Source organism: Actinosynnema pretiosum (assembly GCF_024171695.1).
GTDB lineage: Bacteria > Actinomycetota > Actinomycetes > Mycobacteriales > Pseudonocardiaceae > Actinosynnema > Actinosynnema pretiosum.
On sequence record NZ_JAMTCF010000004.1, the window covers coordinates 40,720 to 56,741 of the forward strand.

General features: G+C 72.6%; 12 protein-coding genes and 3 tRNA genes. 9 read left to right on the forward strand and 6 right to left on the reverse strand.

Going from position 1 to position 16,022, the window contains the following annotated elements; all coding sequences use genetic code 11:
* Nucleotides 1-12: 12 nt before the first annotated feature.
* Nucleotides 13-666, reverse strand: a complete 654-nt coding sequence (locus tag LV78_RS09275) for a chymotrypsin family serine protease (protein WP_253844412.1) — start codon at nucleotides 664-666, stop codon at nucleotides 13-15.
* Between the two features lie 56 nt (nucleotides 667-722).
* On the opposite strand from LV78_RS09275, the gene LV78_RS09280 reads away from it, so the two are divergent.
* A complete protein-coding gene (locus tag LV78_RS09280) occupies nucleotides 723-1,493 on the forward strand; it encodes a fumarylacetoacetate hydrolase family protein (protein ID WP_253844413.1) in 771 nt (256 codons plus the stop codon).
* Nucleotides 1,494-1,709: 216 nt separating this feature from the next.
* Here LV78_RS09280 and LV78_RS09285 read toward each other — a convergent pair whose 3' ends face one another.
* Nucleotides 1,710-2,942 (reverse strand): FAD-dependent oxidoreductase, encoded by a 1,233-nt coding sequence (locus LV78_RS09285; RefSeq protein WP_253844415.1) that lies wholly within the window; start codon nucleotides 2,940-2,942, stop codon nucleotides 1,710-1,712.
* Between the two features lie 88 nt (nucleotides 2,943-3,030).
* On the opposite strand from LV78_RS09285, the gene gltX reads away from it, so the two are divergent.
* The 5 genes from gltX (at nucleotide 3,031) to LV78_RS09310 (ending at nucleotide 5,812) form a co-directional block, all read left to right on the forward strand.
* Entirely contained in the window at nucleotides 3,031-4,521 is a 1,491-nt protein-coding gene (gene gltX, locus LV78_RS09290) for a glutamate--tRNA ligase (protein WP_253844417.1), read from the forward strand.
* Between the two features lie 158 nt (nucleotides 4,522-4,679).
* Nucleotides 4,680-5,372, forward strand: a complete 693-nt coding sequence (locus LV78_RS09295; protein ID WP_253844909.1) for an HAD family hydrolase — start codon at nucleotides 4,680-4,682, stop codon at nucleotides 5,370-5,372.
* A 103-nt stretch (nucleotides 5,373-5,475) separates the two neighbouring features.
* A tRNA-Gln gene (locus tag LV78_RS09300) sits at nucleotides 5,476-5,547 on the forward strand.
* Nucleotides 5,548-5,601: 54 nt separating this feature from the next.
* Nucleotides 5,602-5,674: transfer RNA gene (locus tag LV78_RS09305), tRNA-Glu, on the forward strand.
* 65 nt (nucleotides 5,675-5,739) lie between these two features.
* Nucleotides 5,740-5,812, forward strand: a tRNA-Glu gene (locus LV78_RS09310).
* Nucleotides 5,813-6,162: 350 nt separating this feature from the next.
* Here LV78_RS09310 and LV78_RS09315 read toward each other — a convergent pair.
* Nucleotides 6,163-6,864 (reverse strand): IclR family transcriptional regulator, encoded by a 702-nt coding sequence (locus LV78_RS09315; protein WP_253844419.1) that lies wholly within the window; start codon nucleotides 6,862-6,864, stop codon nucleotides 6,163-6,165.
* Between the two features lie 78 nt (nucleotides 6,865-6,942).
* Between LV78_RS09315 and leuC the strand changes: the two genes are divergently transcribed.
* The 3 genes from leuC to LV78_RS09330 all read left to right on the forward strand — a co-directional run bounded on the left by leuC (nucleotide 6,943) and on the right by LV78_RS09330 (nucleotide 10,061).
* A complete protein-coding gene (gene leuC / locus LV78_RS09320) occupies nucleotides 6,943-8,361 on the forward strand; it encodes a 3-isopropylmalate dehydratase large subunit (protein WP_253844421.1) in 1,419 nt (472 codons plus the stop codon).
* Between the two features lie 14 nt (nucleotides 8,362-8,375).
* On the forward strand, nucleotides 8,376-8,978 hold the full coding sequence (gene leuD / locus LV78_RS09325) for a 3-isopropylmalate dehydratase small subunit (RefSeq protein WP_253844424.1): 603 nt from the start codon (nucleotides 8,376-8,378) through the stop codon (nucleotides 8,976-8,978).
* A gap of 207 nt (nucleotides 8,979-9,185) precedes the next feature.
* Nucleotides 9,186-10,061: an HU family DNA-binding protein gene (locus LV78_RS09330; protein WP_253844426.1), complete on the forward strand. Its 876-nt coding sequence runs from the start codon at nucleotides 9,186-9,188 to the stop codon at nucleotides 10,059-10,061.
* Between the two features lie 1,675 nt (nucleotides 10,062-11,736).
* Here LV78_RS09330 and LV78_RS09335 read toward each other — a convergent pair.
* Genes LV78_RS09335 through LV78_RS09345 form a run of 3 tightly spaced genes read right to left on the reverse strand, consistent with a single transcriptional unit; the run spans nucleotide 11,737 to nucleotide 15,263 of the window.
* Nucleotides 11,737-12,669 carry an NUDIX hydrolase gene (locus LV78_RS09335; RefSeq protein ID WP_253844911.1) on the reverse strand — a complete coding sequence of 311 codons (933 nt, stop codon included), beginning with the start codon at nucleotides 12,667-12,669 and terminating at the stop codon, nucleotides 11,737-11,739.
* 15 nt (nucleotides 12,670-12,684) lie between these two features.
* Nucleotides 12,685-14,994 carry an RNA degradosome polyphosphate kinase gene (locus LV78_RS09340; RefSeq protein ID WP_253844428.1) on the reverse strand — a complete coding sequence of 770 codons (2,310 nt, stop codon included), beginning with the start codon at nucleotides 14,992-14,994 and terminating at the stop codon, nucleotides 12,685-12,687.
* Nucleotides 14,995-15,053: 59 nt separating this feature from the next.
* The gene (locus tag LV78_RS09345; protein ID WP_253844429.1) at nucleotides 15,054-15,263 is read right to left on the reverse strand and encodes a hypothetical protein; all 210 of its coding nucleotides are present in this window, start codon (nucleotides 15,261-15,263) and stop codon (nucleotides 15,054-15,056) included.
* Nucleotides 15,264-16,022 lie beyond the last annotated feature (759 nt).

Below are 16,022 nucleotides of genomic sequence, written 5' to 3' on the forward strand. Positions count from 1 at the left end.
CCCCTCCCGGCGCTACAGCGCCAGCCGCAGCCCGCCCGCGCTCAGCAGCGGGGTGATCGGCAGGAAGTACAGCGAGCACCCGGCGCCGCCGAGCACGTGCCCGACGGCGAGCGTCCCGTCCACCACCGGGTCCCAGCCCCACGGCCCGCTCGCGCACACCCGCAGCTCGGACAGCCCGGTCACGGTCCCCTCGGCCCAGTTCACCGTCCGGTTCAGCGCCACCACCGGCCCGCACAGCACCCCGTTGGCCCGGCTCAGCACGCACACCCGCTTCCCGACCCCGGCCGCGACCGCGCCGGTGATCCTGGTCCCGGTGTGCTCCACCACCGGCTCCCTGGTGACGGTCGCGCCCGGAACCTGCGTGGCCAGGACGAAGGCGCGGCTCACCCCGGTGATCCGGGCGATCGTCTCGCCGCCCGCGCCCAGCACCGCCACGCCGAGCGGGTTGACGCCTGCGGCCCTGGGCACGCAGTCGGGCGGCAGCAGCAGGTGGCCCTCGACGTTGAAGCCGTTCGCGCACTGCTCGTTCGAGCCCAGCCGGACGACCGTGCCGGTCCGCAGCGTCGTCGCCGCGTCGGCCGGGCCCGCCATGAGCAGCAGCAGCACGGCGGTCAGCAGGGCTGATCGGGTGGGGGAGCGGAGGCGTGCTCCGCGCAGGGGTTCCATGAGCCGACGCTAGGCGGGGCGGGCACCCGCGCCCACCGCCGGTTAGGGTGAACTCCGTGCGCATCGCCCGTATCGCCCAGCCAGACGGTCTCGCCTTCGCCGCCATCGAGGGGGAGGGCGGCGACCTGGTCGCGGCCGAGATCGCCGACGAGCCGTTCGGCAAGCCGACCTTCACCGGTCGCCGCTGGCCGCTGGCCGACGTCCGCCTGCTGGCCCCGTTCCTCCCGCCCAAGATCGTCTGCGTCGGCCGCAACTACGCCGACCACGCCGCCGAGCTGGGCAACGAGGTCCCGGCCGAGCCGCTGATCTTCCTCAAGCCCAACACCACCGTCGTCGGCCCGAACGCCGAGATCCGCCTCCCGGCGGCCTCCGAGCGCGTCGAGTTCGAGGGCGAGCTGGCCGTGGTCATCGGCGTCGGCGGCCGGGACATCCCGGTCGAGCGGGCCATGGGCTCGGTCCTCGGCTACACCATCGCCAACGACGTCACCGCCCGCGACATCCAGCGCTCCGAGGTGCAGTTCACCCGCGCCAAGAGCTACGACACGTTCTGCCCGCTGGGCCCGTGGGTCGAGACCGAGTTCGACCCCACCGACGTGGCGATCCGCACCGAGCTGGACGGCGAGGTGAAGCAGGACGGCCGCACCTCCCAGCTGGTGCACGACATCCCGGCGCTCATCTCGTTCATCTCCACCGTGATGACCCTGCGCCCGCTGGACGTCATCCTCACCGGCACCCCGGCGGGCGTCGGCCCGATGAAGCCCGGCCAGACCGTCTCGGTCTCGATCGACGGCCTCGGCACGCTGACCAACACCGCCGCCGCGCGCTGATCCCCTGTCGCCGAGCGGAAGAGGGGAACGCCCCCGGTCCACTCCGGACCGGGGGCGTTCCCGTCCCCGAGGCCGCACCAGTGCGGTTCCGGCGGTCCTGGGGCGGAGCGCGGAACCCGTTGCGGGACAACAACCCCGGCCGACCTGCTCCCCGCGCGCGGCACCCGCTCGGCCGCACCCGGCTTCACCCGATCGCGCGGAAACCCCTGGCGCGCCTCACCGCGCGGGCGCGGGCGACCGCTTCGCGAACCCCGGCGTCGGCTCCGGCCGCAGCCCGATCGACACCAGGTACGCCGGAACCCCTTGCAGCACCGGGAACCGCTGTGCCAACCGCAGCGGCAGCGGCACCCGCGCGGGCCGCGCGGACGCCCTCGGCTCCCGCATCACCCCCCGCTGCGCCACCCGCTGCACCGCCTGCACGGCGGCCGTCGCGAGGACCCGCCGCCTCCGCAACCGCGCCAGCACGTCCGGCGTCACCGCCCCGCGCAGCGCGGGCCCGGCCAGCAGCCGCGCCGCCGCCACCGCGTCCTGGATCGCCAGGTTGATCCCCACCCCGCCCACCGGCGACATGGCGTGCGCCGCGTCCCCGACGCACAGCAGCCCGTCCCGGTGCCAGGTGCGCAGCCGGTTCTGCGCCACGTCCAGCAGCTTCACGTCGTCCAGCGACGCGATCTCCCCGACCCGGTCGGCCAGCGCGGGCATCAGCGCCGCGACCCGCTCCCTGAACCGCTCGACCCCCTCGGCCCGCAGCCGCGCGTCGGTCCCCTTGCGGATCAGGAACGCGCACTGGAAGTAGCCCGTGCGGGGGATCGCCACCAGCCCCTCGCCGCGCCCGAACCGCCCCAGCACCTCGCCGAGCTCGTCCCCGTCCCGCACGGGCGCCCGGAACCACCACACGTCCATCGGCACGCCGAACGACCGCACCGCCAGCCCGGCCTCCGCCCGCACGCGCGAGGTCCGCCCGTCCGCCGCCACGACCACGTCCGCGCCCAGCGAGACCTCGCCCTCCGGCGTCCGGTACCGCACCCCGGTGACCTTCTGGCCCTCGCGCAGCAGCCCGGTCACCTCGGCGTCCATCACCAGCGTGAACGCGGGCTCCGCGCGCCCGGCCCGCGCCAGCAGCTCCAGCAGGTCCCACTGCGGCACGAACGCGATCCGCTTGTGCCTGCCCGGCAACCGCCGCATGTCCGCGACCGTCATCGGCCCGCTGGGCAGCACCACCCGCATCCGCTCCACGTACCGGGGCGGGATCGCGTCGAACGCGGGCCCGAGCCCCAGGTCGTCGAGCAGCCCGAGCGTGGAGGCGTGCACGGTGTCGCCGCGGAAGTCCCGCAGGAAGTCCCCGTGCTTCTCCAGCACGGTCACCGGCACGCCCGCCCTGGCGAGCAGCAGTCCCAGCACCATCCCGGCGGGGCCGCCGCCCGCGATGGCGATCGAGGTCCTGGTCATGACGCCACACCCCTTTTCAACACCAGTTGAATAAGCCCAGGATGCTCCCCGGTCGGAACCGGGTCAAGGGGGATACGCTCATCCGGTCATGAGCACCGCATCCGCACCCCAAGAGGTCCGCGTCCGCTTCTCGCCGTCGCCGACCGGCACGCCCCACGTTGGGCTCATCCGCACCGCTCTGTTCAACTGGGCCTACGCCCGGCACACCGGTGGCAAAGTCGTGTTCCGCATCGAGGACACCGACGCCGCGCGCGACTCCGAGGAGTCCTACCAAGCGCTGCTCGACGCGATGCGGTGGCTCGGCCTCGACTGGGACGAGGGTCCCGAGGTCGGCGGCCCGCACGAGCCGTACCGGCAGAGCCAGCGCCGCGAGATCTACGCCGACATCGCCCGCCGCCTCCTGGAGGCCGGTGAGCTCTACGAGTCCTTCACCACCCCCGACGAGGTCGAGGCCCGCCGCCGTGCCGCCGGGCAGGACCCGAAGCTCGGCTACGACGGCTTCGACCGCGACCTGACCGACGAGCAGAAGGCCGCCTACCGCGAGCAGGGCCGCGAGCCCGTGCTGCGCCTGCGGATGCCCGACGAGGACCTGTCCTGGACCGACCTCGTCCGGGGCGAGATCACCTTCAAGGCGGGCGCCACGCCCGACCCCGTCCTGGTGCGCGCCAACGGCGACCCGCTGTACCCCTTCACCAACCCCGTCGACGACGCCCTCATGGGCATCACGCACGTCCTGCGCGGCGAGGACCTCCTCCCGTCCACCCCGCGCCAGATCGGGCTCTACCGCGCCCTCCAGCGCATCGGCGTCACCACGTTCACCCCGCTCTTCGGCCACATGCCCTACGTCATGGGCGAGGGCAACAAGAAGCTGTCCAAGCGCGACCCGCAGTCCAACCTGTTCCTGTACCGCGACCGCGGGTTCCTGCCCGAGGGCCTGCTGAACTACCTCGCGCTGCTGGGCTGGTCCATCGCGGACGACCGCGACATCTTCACCACGCAGGAGCTGGTGGCGGCCTTCGACATCGCGAAGGTCAGCGCCAACCCGGCCCGCTTCGACCTCAAGAAGGCCGAGGCGATCAACGCGACGCACCTGCGCGCGCTCCCCGTCGAGGAGTTCGTCAGCCGCTCGCTGCCGTACCTGGTCGCGGACGGCATCCTCCCGGCCGAGCCCGCCGAGGCGGACCTGGCCGTGCTGCGCGGGGTCGCGCCGCTCGTGCAGGAGCGCCTCGTCGTGCTCTCCGAGGTCTCCGGCATGGTGCGCTTCCTCTTCACCGCCGACGACGTGTTCACGCCCGAGGAGGACGCGGCGGCCAAGGCGCTCGGCGCCGACGCCCAGCCGGTCCTGGAGGCCGCCATCGCCGCGCTGGAGGCGACGGGGGAGTGGACCGCCGCGAGCATCGAGGAGGCGCTCAAGGCGTCCCTTGTGGACGGTCTGGGACTTAAGCCCCGCAAGGCTTACGCTCCCGTGCGCGTCGGCGTCACCGGCCGCACCGTGTCCCCGCCGCTCTACGAGTCCATGGAGCTGCTCGGCCGTGATCGCTCGATCGGGCGATTGCGAAAGGCGCTCGGCGCAAGCTGATCGGGGCGACTGGGCGATTCGACACGGCTTGATCGCGCAAGACCGCGCAGATATCACCTCACTGGTCGAATCGCCCAGGGGGCATACCCACCTAGCCTCTCAGGGTGACAACCACAGCCCCGACTCACACCCCTAGGAGAACCGGCGCGGTCCGCGCGGTGTGCCTGGACGTCGACGACACCCTCGTCGACTACAGCACCTCGTCCAGGGCGGCGCTGGCCTCGATGGTCGGCAGCGACGACACCTTCCCGCTGTGGCAGCGCATCACCGACGACCACTGCGCCCGGATGCTCACCGGCGAGTTCGAGTACTCGACCATGCGCACGATCAGGACCCGCGCGTTCTTCGCGGCGCTCGGGGAAGAACTCGACGAGCACGAGGCCGCCAGGCGGGAACTGGGGCGGCAGGAGGCGCTGGCGGGAAGCTGGCGCCTCTACCCCGACGTCGTCCCCTGCCTCGACTGGCTCCGTGCCGCAGGCCTCCCCCTGGCCGCCGTCAGCAACGCCTCAGGGCGGCACCAGCGGGACAAGATCGCCACCCTGGGTCTGGCCCAGTACTTCGACACCGTCCTCATCGCGGGCGAGGTCGGCGCGGCCAAACCGGACCGGGTGATCTTCGACACGGCCTGCGCGGGCCTGAACACCGCGCTGGCCGACACCGTCCACGTCGGCGACCGGCTGTACGCCGACGCCATCGGCGCGCGGGACGCCGGGATGCGCGGCGTCTGGCTCGACCGGAACGGTCAGGGGGACCAGGGCGGCGGGAGCCTGCCGCACGGCGTGTCCGCCATCCGAAGTCTCGCTGAGCTGCCGGAACTGCTCGTCTGCGAGCTGGCGGGGACCCGCGTGTGAACCCCGATTTCCGTTCCGCCGGGTGTGTGGTCTAGTATTCATCTCGGCGGAACGGACAGCCCCTCCCGAGCAAGACCGGGGGGAAGCTGAAAGGGAAAGCCAATGGGGTATGGTGTAATTGGCAGCACGACTGATTCTGGTTCAGTTAGTCTAGGTTCGAGTCCTGGTACCCCAGCTGCGAGCGGCGAGAGCCGCGAGCATGGACGCAAGTCCACAGGATGAAAGTCCAGGCCCCGTCGTCTAGCGGCCTAGGACGCCGCCCTCTCAAGGCGGTAGCGTGGGTTCGAATCCCATCGGGGCTACGAGCGGTTTTTCCGGGGTGACTTGGAACGGTCGCTGGTAATACAACTTCATGAGCTTGTTCTAGGGCCCCGTCGTCTAGCGGCCTAGGACGCCGCCCTCTCAAGGCGGTAGCGTGGGTTCGAATCCCATCGGGGCTACAGAGCTGGGAGAGCCGTGTTGGCGGAGGACGCCAACCACGGCTCTTTCGCATTTTCACCGGGGGCGCAGCCCCCAGACCCCGCCCGGCTGGGCTTCGCCCCCCGGACCCCCTTCGAGGGGGGTCGTGTGTGCGGTGATGATCGTCACGGCTCGGGCTTCGCCCATTGCTGACCCTCCGGCTCGCGCTTCGCGCATCGCCGTGGACGCTTGGGTTTGTGGGGCGGGTCACTTTTGTGTGGGGCATTCTTTTTTGGGCTTTTCACTCGGTGGTGAGGTGGGTCACTTCGGGTGGGTGGTGGGTGTAGGAAGGCCCCCGGACTTGGGTCCGGGGGCCTTGGTGTTGGGGGTTTTAGAGGCGGCTTTGGAGGGCTTCTGCTGCTGCCAGGAGGTCTGCGGCCCACCTGGCGCCTGGGCGGCGGCCCATGCGGTCGATGGGGCCGGAGACGGAGATGGCGGCCACCACGGTGCCGCCGCTGTCGCGGACGGGGGCGCTGACGCTGGCCACGCCCGGCTCGCGCTCGGCGACGCTCTGGGCCCAGCCGCGCCTGCGGACTTCCAGGAGGGTGCGTTCGCCGTAGACGGCGTCGGCGAGGATGGCGCGCTGGGTTCCGGGGTCGGACCACGCCGCCAGGACCTTCGCCCCCGAGCCTGCGGTCATGGGGAGGCGGGCGCCCACGGGCACCGTGTCCCTGAGGCCGCTCGGGGGTTCTGCGGCGCTGACGCAGACGCGCTGCATCCCGTCGCGGCGGTAGAGCTGGACGCTCTCGCCGGTGATGTCCCTCAGGCGCGGCAGGACCGAGGTCGCCGCGTCGAGCAGTGGATCGGTCGCGCCTCCCGCCAGTTCCGCCAGTGCCGCGCCTGGGCGCCAGCGGCCGTCCGAACCCCTGCGCAGCAGGCGGTGCACCTCCAAGCCCACCGCCAGGCGGTGCGCGGTCGCTCTCGGCAGACCCGTGCGGTTGCACAACTCCGCGAGCCCGCATGGATCTTTTGCCACGGCGTTCAACACGGCCACTGCCTTGTCCAGGACGCCGATCCCGCTATGCTGTCCCACAAGCCGATACTAACTTCCCATTGATTGGGAAGTCCAGAGCTGTCTTCTTGTTGCTCGCCCTTGGAGTTTGGAGTTGAGATGAGCCGCACGCTCGCGGAGAAGGTGTGGGAGGCGCACGTCGTGCGCCACGGCAGCGGCGCTGAGCCCGACCTGCTCTACATCGACCTCCACCTGCTGCACGAGGTGACCAGTCCGCAGGCGTTCGACGGGCTTCGGCTGGCCGGTCGGCGGCTGCGCAGGGCCGACCTCACGATCGCCACCGAGGACCACAACGTGCCCACGGTGGACATCGAGCTGCCGATCGCCGACCCGGTGTCGCGCACGCAGGTGGAGACGTTGCGGCGCAACTGCGCGGAGTTCGGGGTGCGGCTGCACCCCATGGGCGACGCGGAGCAGGGGATCGTGCACGTGGTGGGACCGCAGCTCGGGCTGACCCAGCCGGGCATGACGGTCGTGTGCGGCGACAGCCACACGTCCACGCACGGCGCGTTCGGCGCGCTCGCGTTCGGCATCGGCACGTCCGAGGTCGAGCACGTGATGGCGACGCAGACGCTTCCCCTGCGCCCCTTCAAGACCATGGCGATCAACGTCGAGGGCGCGCTCAAGCCCGGCGTCACGGCCAAGGACGTCATCCTCGCCGTCATCGCGAAGATCGGCACCGGCGGCGGCCAGGGGTACGTGCTGGAGTACCGGGGATCGGCGATCTCCGCGCTGTCCATGGAAGCCCGCATGACGGTCTGCAACATGTCGATCGAGGCGGGCGCGCGCGCGGGCATGATCGCGCCGGACCAGACGACGTTCGACTACATCAAGGGCCGCCCGCACGCGCCGTCCGGCGCCGACTGGGACGCCGCCGTCGAGTACTGGTCGACGCTCGCCACCGACGAGGGCGCGGAGTTCGACGCCGAGGTGACGCTGGACGCGGACGAGCTGACGCCGTTCGTCACCTGGGGCACCAACCCCGGCCAGGGCCTGCCGCTCGGCGCGAGCGTGCCGGACCCCGAGGCGATCGCGGACGAGAACGAGCGCGTCGCCGCCGAGAAGGCGCTGTCGTACATGGGTCTGGAGGCGGGCACGCCGCTGCGCGACATCCGCGTGGACACGGTGTTCCTCGGCTCTTGCACGAACGGACGAATCGAGGACCTGCGCGCGGCGGCGGACGTGCTGCGCGGTCACCATGTCGCCGACGGCGTCCGGATGCTGGTCGTGCCCGGCTCGATGCGCGTGCGCGCGCAGGCCGAGACCGAGGGGCTGCACGAGGTGTTCCAGGCGGCCGGGGCCGAGTGGCGCCAGGCCGGGTGCTCGATGTGCCTGGGCATGAACCCGGACCAGTTGAAGCCGGGCGAGCGCAGCGCGTCCACCTCCAACCGCAACTTCGAGGGAAGGCAGGGCAAGGGCGGTCGCACGCACCTGGTGTCGCCGCTCGTCGCCGCCGCCACCGCCGTGCGCGGCACCCTGTCGTCCCCGGCCGACCTGTCCCCCGCCGACCTGGTCTGAGAAGAGGCAAGCGAATGGAAGCGTTCAGCACGCACACCGGCGTCGGCGTCCCGCTGCGCCGGTCCAACGTGGACACCGACCAGATCATCCCGGCGGTCTACCTCAAGCGGGTCACCCGCTCGGGCTTCGAGGACGGGCTGTTCGCCGCGTGGCGCGGCGACGAGCACTTCGTGCTCAACCAGGAGCCGTTCCGCGCGGGCAGCGTCCTGGTCGCCGGACCGGACTTCGGCACCGGCTCCTCCCGCGAGCACGCGGTGTGGGCGCTCATGGACTACGGCTTCCGGGTGGTGGTCTCGTCCCGCTTCGCCGACATCTTCCGGGGGAACTCGGGCAAGCAGGGCCTCGTCGCGGCGCAGTGCGAGCAGTCCGATGTCGAGCAGCTGTGGAAGGTCCTGGAGAACGAGCCGGGCACCTCGGTCACCGTCGACCTGGAGCAGAAGACGGTGTCGGCGAAGGACTTCACGGCCCGCTTCGACATCGACGACTACACCCGCTGGCGGTTGCTGGAGGGATTGGACGACATCGCGTTGACGTTGCGGCACTCCGACTCCATCGCGGAGTTCGAGTCCACCCGAGCCGCTTGGCTGCCGGACACCGAGGTGCGGCCCGCGAGCTAGTGAACGGGGAGCGATTCCCCCTCCCCCAGGGGGAATCGCTCCCTCGGACGCACCCCTCCGGACGCCTCCCCTGTCCCTCAACAGGGCGCAATTGCCCGCCCCGCAACGAAAATATTGGCGTGGCGATTGGTATTTCCTTGCATATGGGCTTACCGTGGCCTTCAGTCGGCCCGACTAGGGCCGTGAGCGTCCTGGGAGGGACTGACGGTGAACAAGGCCCAGCTCATCGAGGCGCTCGCCGAGCGCCTTGGCGACAAGAAGAACGCAGCCGCCGCCGTTGACGGCATCGTCGATGTCATCGTCCGGAGCGTCCACAAGGGCGAGAAGGTCAACATCACGGGCTTCGGCGTCTTCGAGAAGCGCGCTCGCGCGGCACGCACGGCGCGGAACCCGCGCACCGGTGAGACCGTGAAGGTCAAGAAGACCAACGTTCCCGCGTTCCGCGCGGGTTCCACGTTCAAGGACGTCATCAGCGGGGCGAAGAAGCTGCCCCGCGTCACCGCCGTGAAGCCGGCCGCGACCGCCACCGCCGCGAAGGCGACGACGACCGCCGCGAAGCCCGCCGCGACCGCCACCAAGGCGCCCGCTGCCAAGGCGACCACCACGCGTGCCACGCGCAGCACCACCACGCGCGCCGCCGCCGCGACGAAGGCGCCCGCCCGTCGCACCGCCACCGCTGCCGCCAAGACCTCCGCCACCACGGCGAAGGCCGCCCCGGCCGCCAAGACCACCGCCGCGAAGGCGCCCGCCACCAAGGCCACCGCCACCAAGGCGGCGCCGAAGACGGCGACCACCGCCAAGCGCACGACCACGACGAAGGCCGCCGCCACCAAGGCCGCGTCCACCTCCGCCACCGCGACCAAGCCGGCCGCGACCAAGGCCGCTCCGGCCAAGGCCACCGCCACCAAGGCGGCTTCCACCAAGACGGCCGCAGCCGCCAAGACGGCCGCAGCCGCCAAGACGGCCGCCCCGGCCGCCGCCGCGACCGCCGAGAAGCCCGCCGCGAAGGCCACCCCGGCCGCCAAGACGTCCGCCGCGAAGCGCACCACCACGCGGAAGACCACCACGGCCGCCAAGAAGTGAGCCGCGCCCGTTCCGCGGCCCTGGTGCGGCGGAGCGGGCCGGTTCCTCCCGCGTGAGCGGGAGGACCGCGAGCACCCCGCCGAGGCGGTGTTCGGACCGGTGGGCTGTCGCGTCAGGCGACCGGACCGGGACCGCGCGGGGATGCGCCGTTGGGAAGCCCTGGGAGCCAACGCGAGGCTGCCGGGGCTTGCCGCTGCCGGGACCGCGTTCCGGCCGGGCGGGACGACCGAGTCGGGAGACCGATGAGGACATCGCGCGAGGTCGGGGGCGTGCGAGCGGTGGCCCGCGCGAGCGGCGGGGGAACCCGCCCGTGCGCGCGGGAGTTCCGGAACCCGAGCGGCCCCGGTGGGGCGCGGGAGGGGACCGGAGGTGCTTTCCACAACTGGATTCGCGGTGCAGCGGAGCCCCGGAGGCCAACGGCCTGCCGGGGCTCGTCGCTGTCCGGGGGCCGGTGGGGGCGGCGGGTCGGTGGGGTGGCCGGGCCTGATCCGGGGCCGCTCGGGGGTGAGCTGGTGGTCAGTCGGGGCCGGAGAGGTCTGCTCCGGGGGCCTGCTGCCTGGGCCGGGAGCGGTTGTCCTGGCGCTGTTCGAGGCAGGTGGGCCGCTGGTCGATCGAGGCGTCGAGGGCCTGCCCGCTGCTCGGGCCTGTGGGGCTTGCTCGGGAGCCTGCTGTCCGGGATGGCCGGTGGCCTGTTCCTGGGCTGTTCGGGCGGTGGGGGACCTCGGGTGCGGGTGGGGCGGGGCCGGTGGTGGTCGCCGCGCTGTCCGCCGAACGTGGGCCGCGGAGATCGTCCGCCGCGTGATCGGCCGCCCAACGGCCCCAGGACGTCCTGGAGGCTCCTGGGTGGTGTGCCGAGTAGGGGTGGCGGCCCGCTGGGCCCTGTGGGGCCGCTGAGCGGTTCCTGCGCTCCGGGCCCTAGCTCCCTGGCCTCGTGGCTGCTCGCGCGGCTCGACCGAGCCCCGCTCGTCCGTCCAGGCCAGCGCTTCGCCGCGCGTCCAGGTCCGCGCCCTGCCCGCGCCCTGCCCGCGCCCCGCCCGCGTCTCGTCCGTCTCCTGCCCGCACCGCGCCCCGCCTGTCCCACACCCCTGTGCCGGACCCGCGTCTCACCTCGTGCCCGAGCCGCCTTCGGGCTGGTGGGCGGCCCTCTCGGGGGTCCTGCGGCCACCGCCCCGCTCGGCCCGCGCGCGGCCGACAACGGTTCCCCGCAATTCCCGCAGCATCCCGTTAAATGTTGATCATGCCGCTGACCTGCGCGAACGTCGTCCTGTCCGCGCTTTCCCCCGCCACTCGACCGAAGTCGCCGCGCTGTTCCGCAAAGGCGTCGTGCGTCTGTTCCCGCGTCGTTGCCCGCGCGCGTTCCCCGGTCGCACCGGGCTAACCGCATCGGTTTGTCGAAGTGGCGCCGCCCACTCCCGCACCGCTCTCGCGCCACTAACGGCCGAGCGGTCCGCGACTAACGGGCGAGGGGGTCCGGCTCAACCGGACGGTCGGTGCCCGCTTTTCCCCCGGCTGAAACCCCGGTCCGATTGCCGGTCGCGCGCAACCGATTTACCGCCGGGGTCAGGTGGAAAGCGCCACCCGACCCCTCATTCCGCCATCCGTGGAAAACCCGGCGGACGCACGGCGATTCCACCCCGCACTGTTGCGGGCGCCACACCGGGGCGACCCATTCGGCTCAGGAGAGCGGTTTGCCCAACGCCGTCGGCAGGTAGTGCGCGGCGGCCAGGCGCGGCCACCGGGAAACCGGGTCCGAAGTGGACCAGCCCGGCTCGCCCGGCCGGAACGACAGCACCCACGCGCTGCCCTTCTTGCTCGGCGTCCTGCCGTCCTCCAGCGCCACCCCGCCCAGCGCGGCCAGCGACTCCACCAGGTCCGGGATCACCCCGCCCTGCGAGGACACCACCGGCACCCCGTCGTCCTCCTCCAGCAGCCGCGCCACCCGCGCCACCGCCGCGTCCCGGTCCGGCCAGTAGCCCTCCTCGGTCAGCGCGGGCTCCGAGCGCACCGGCACGCCCAGGTCGTCCGCCACCGCCCGCACGGTCTGCTCGCAGCGCAGCCTCGGCGCCGCGTGCACCCGCGAGGCGCCCCACAGCGGCAGCATCCCGCGCAGCGCGTGCGCCTGCCGCCAGCCCGCCGCGCTCAGCGGGCGCAGGTCGTCGTCACCGGACCAGTGCTCGCGCTTGCCGGCCTTGGCGTGCCGCACCAGCAGCAGCGTCCGCAACCCGGCGGGCAGCGCGGCGAACGCGGCCAGCACCGACCGGTCCTCGTCCCGCGACACCAGCACCGCCGCCTCGGCGGGCGAGAGCCAGCGCAGCTCGTCCACCTCCTCGTTGGGGGCGAACGAGCCCGCGACCACGTCGGCCGCGTAGTAGTCCACGACCTTCGGCACGCCGTCCATTGCGTACCGGACCGCCTTCAGGTACGGGCCCAGCACCGCGCGGAACCCGGTCTCCTCGAAGACCTCCCGCACCGCCGCCGCGGGCGCCGTCTCACCGGGGTCCAGCTTCCCCTTGGGCAGCGACCAGTCGTCGTAGCGGGGCCGGTGCACCACCGCCACCAGGTCCCCGTCGCGCAGCACCGCGCCCGCCGCCCGGATCACCGGGCGCACCTCGTCGACCACCGCTCACCCCAGCGCGTTGTGCTTGCGGAGCAGCTCGGTCTGGTGGTCGCGCACCCGGCCGCCGTCGGCGGGGAACGCCTCCCACTCGCCGTCCGGCTGGAGCACCCAGCAGCGCGTGGTGGGCTCCAGCGCGGACTCCACCACCGCCTCCAGCTGCCCGGTCAGCCTCGGGTCGGTCACCCGCACCAGCACCTCGACCCGGCGGTCCAGGTTGCGGTGCATCATGTCCGCGCTGCCGATCCAGTGCTCGCCGCAGCCGGTGAAGTGGAACAGCCGCGAGTGCTCCAGGAACCGGCCCAGGATCGAGCGCACCCGGATGTTCTCGCTCAGCCCCGGCACGCCCGGCTTGAGCGCGCACACCCCGCGCACGATCACGTCCACCGGCACCCCGGCCATCGACGCCCGGTACAGCGAGTCGACGACCTCCTCGTCCACGAGGGAGTTCACCTTGATCATCACGCCGGACGGGCGGCCCGCGCGGGCGTGCTCGATCTCCCGCTCGATCCGCTCCACGATGCCGCGCCGCACGCCGTACGGGGCCACCATGAGCGTGCGGTAGTGGTCCTGCCTGGCGTAGCCGGTCAGCACGTTGAACAGGTCCGTCAGGTCCGAGCCGATCGTGGGCTCGGCGGTGAGGATGCCGACGTCCTCGTACAGCCGGGCCGTCTTCGGGTTGTAGTTGCCGGTGCCGATGTGGCAGTAGCGGCGGATCGTCGAGCCCTCCTGGCGCACCACCAGCGAGGTCTTGCAGTGCGTCTTGAGCCCCACCAGGCCGTAGACGACGTGCACGCCCGCCTTCTCCAGCGCCCGCGCCCACTTGATGTTCGCCTGCTCGTCGAAGCGCGCCTTGATCTCCACCAGCGCCACGACCTGCTTGCCCGCCTCGGCCGCGTCGATCAGCGCGTCCACGATCGGGGAGTCGCCGGAGGTGCGGTAGAGGGTCTGCTTGATGGCCAGCACGTGCGGGTCGGCGGCGGCCTGCTCGATGAAGCGCTGCACGCTCGTGGAGAACGAGTCGTACGGGTGGTGCACCAGCACGTCGCCCTCGCGCAGCGTCGCGAAGATGCTCTTGGGCGTCTCCCGCTCCACGAACGCGGGGTGCGTGGACGGCACGAACGGCCGGTCCTTGAGCTGCTTGCGGTCCAGGCCGTACAGCTGCCACAGGCACGACAGGTCCAGCAGGCCCGGCACCTGCACGACGTCCTGCTCGTCGACCTCCATCTCGCGCAGCAGGCGCTCCAGCATGTGCTCGGTCATGTCGCCCGCGACCTCCAGGCGCACGGGCGGGCCGAACCGGCGGCGGGCCAGCTCCTTCTCCAGCGCCAGCAGCAGGTCCTCGTGCCGGTCCTCCTCGACCTCCAGGTCCGCGTTGCGCGTCACCCGGAAGGCGTGGCACTCGCGCACCGTCATGCCCGCGAACAGGTCGCCCAGGTGCGCGGCGATGAGCTCCTCGACGGGCAGGAACGTGGCGCTGGAGCTGGCGCGGTCGGACTCGACGCGGACCAGGCGCGGCACGTTGTCCGGCACCTTGATGCGGGCGAACCGGTCCATGCCGCCCTCGGGGTCGCGGACCATGACGGCCAGGTTCAGCGACAGGCCGGAGATGTACGGGAACGGGTGCGCCGCGTCCACCGCCAGCGGCGTGAGCACCGGGAACACCTGCTCGGTGAAGTAGTTCGACAGCCGCAGCCGCTCGAAGTCGGTGACCTGCGCCCAGGACACGATGCTGATCGCGTGCTTCTCCAGCTCGGGGCCCACGTGGTCCAGGAACGCGCGGGCGTGCTGCTCCACCAGCTCCTGGGTGCGCTTGTAGATGTTGTTCAGCTGCTCGCTGGGGCTCAGGCCGTCGGCGCTGCGCACGGACAGCCCGGTCTCCTGGCGGCGCTTCAGGCCCGCGATCCGGACCATGTAGAACTCGTCCAGGTTCGAGGCGAAGATGGCCAGGAACTTGGCCCGCTCCAGCAGCGGCTGGGACGAGTCCTCGGCGAGCGCGAGCACGCGGGCGTTGAAGTCCAACCAGGACAGCTCGCGGTTGAAGTAGCGGTCGTCCGGCAGGTCGACGGTGCTGAAGTCGTTGGTCGCGGCGGGCGGCGAGCCGGGGATGATGCGGGGAGCGTCGGGCGGCGGGGCGACCTGCTGCACCGAGCTGCGCCGGGTCGCGGGGCGGGGCCGCCTGCGCGGGGTCGCCGCGGCGGGCTGGCGGCTCGCGCCCGAGGCGCGCCCGGTGGCGGTGGTGGGACTCGTCCGCGCGGAACGTGTCCGCCGCTTCGGAGTCGGCTGCTGGTCGCTGTTCTCCGTGCTCACGCTCTGCATTGTTCCCCAGATGGGGGCGGCCCGCGCTGATCCGAGTCGTCGAAGAGGTGAACTCCGGGTCACACCGGGCGGAGCAGCGCGACAACGGAACCCGACGCGTCCCGCCGCAGCGCCACCCGCTGACCGGGCCGGATCACCCGCCAACCGCCCGCGTCGACGGCGGGGGAGGGGACGGGGACGAGGACGCCGTCGTCGCGCAGGACCTCGGCGGAACCGTCGGGGAGGTGGCGGCTGACGGTGGCCTGCTCGGGGCGGGGGCGTTCGGGCACGGGGGGAAGGTAGCCCATGGTGGTGGGGGTGGGGCGGGGTTGGCGGTGCCGGGGCAGCCCCGTCACGCGCTGCCCGCCGCGCCGTCCGATCGCAGCCGCGCGGTGGTCGAACCGCCGATGCCGCCGTGCCGATGCCGCCGCGCCGCCCTGCCGCTGCCTCGCAGGCCTCACCGCCAAGCCACTCCCGCACCGCGACTGCGCTGCCGCCCCACCCGCGCCTCGCCACAGTTCCGCCGTTGTGGCCGCGCTGCCGTTCCACCGCCGTGACCGCGTTCCTGCCGCACCGCCGCCGTGCCGCTGGCCGCAACCCGTCCTGCCGCTGCCGCTGCCGAGCGGCCAAGCCATCGTGCCGCTGGTCGCAACCGTCCTGTCGCTGCCGCGCAAGCCACCGTGCCGCCGCTGTCCCCGAACTGCCGAGCCTGGTCGCCTGCGATCCTGCGGTTGGTCGGGCGTCGCTCGTGGACGCGCGAGTTATCCATCACCAGCGTCCGATCCGTGCTGGGACGCCGACCCGTTCGCCCGCGAAGTCCAGCCGGTCGGCCTCGCTCCACCGCCGTTCCACGCCTGCGGGTTATCCATCATCCGCTGGCTGTCAGACCCGGTCGCCGCGCCCGCCGCCGTCCCCGTCGTGCGCCTGGCACAACCGCGCGCCTGCCGCCCGCCGTGCCTGCTGCGCCTGCCGCTTGCCGCCGCCCCCGTCGTGCCTGCCGCGCGCCCGCCGCCCGCCGTGCCTTACCCGCCGTGCCTGCCGCCCACCGC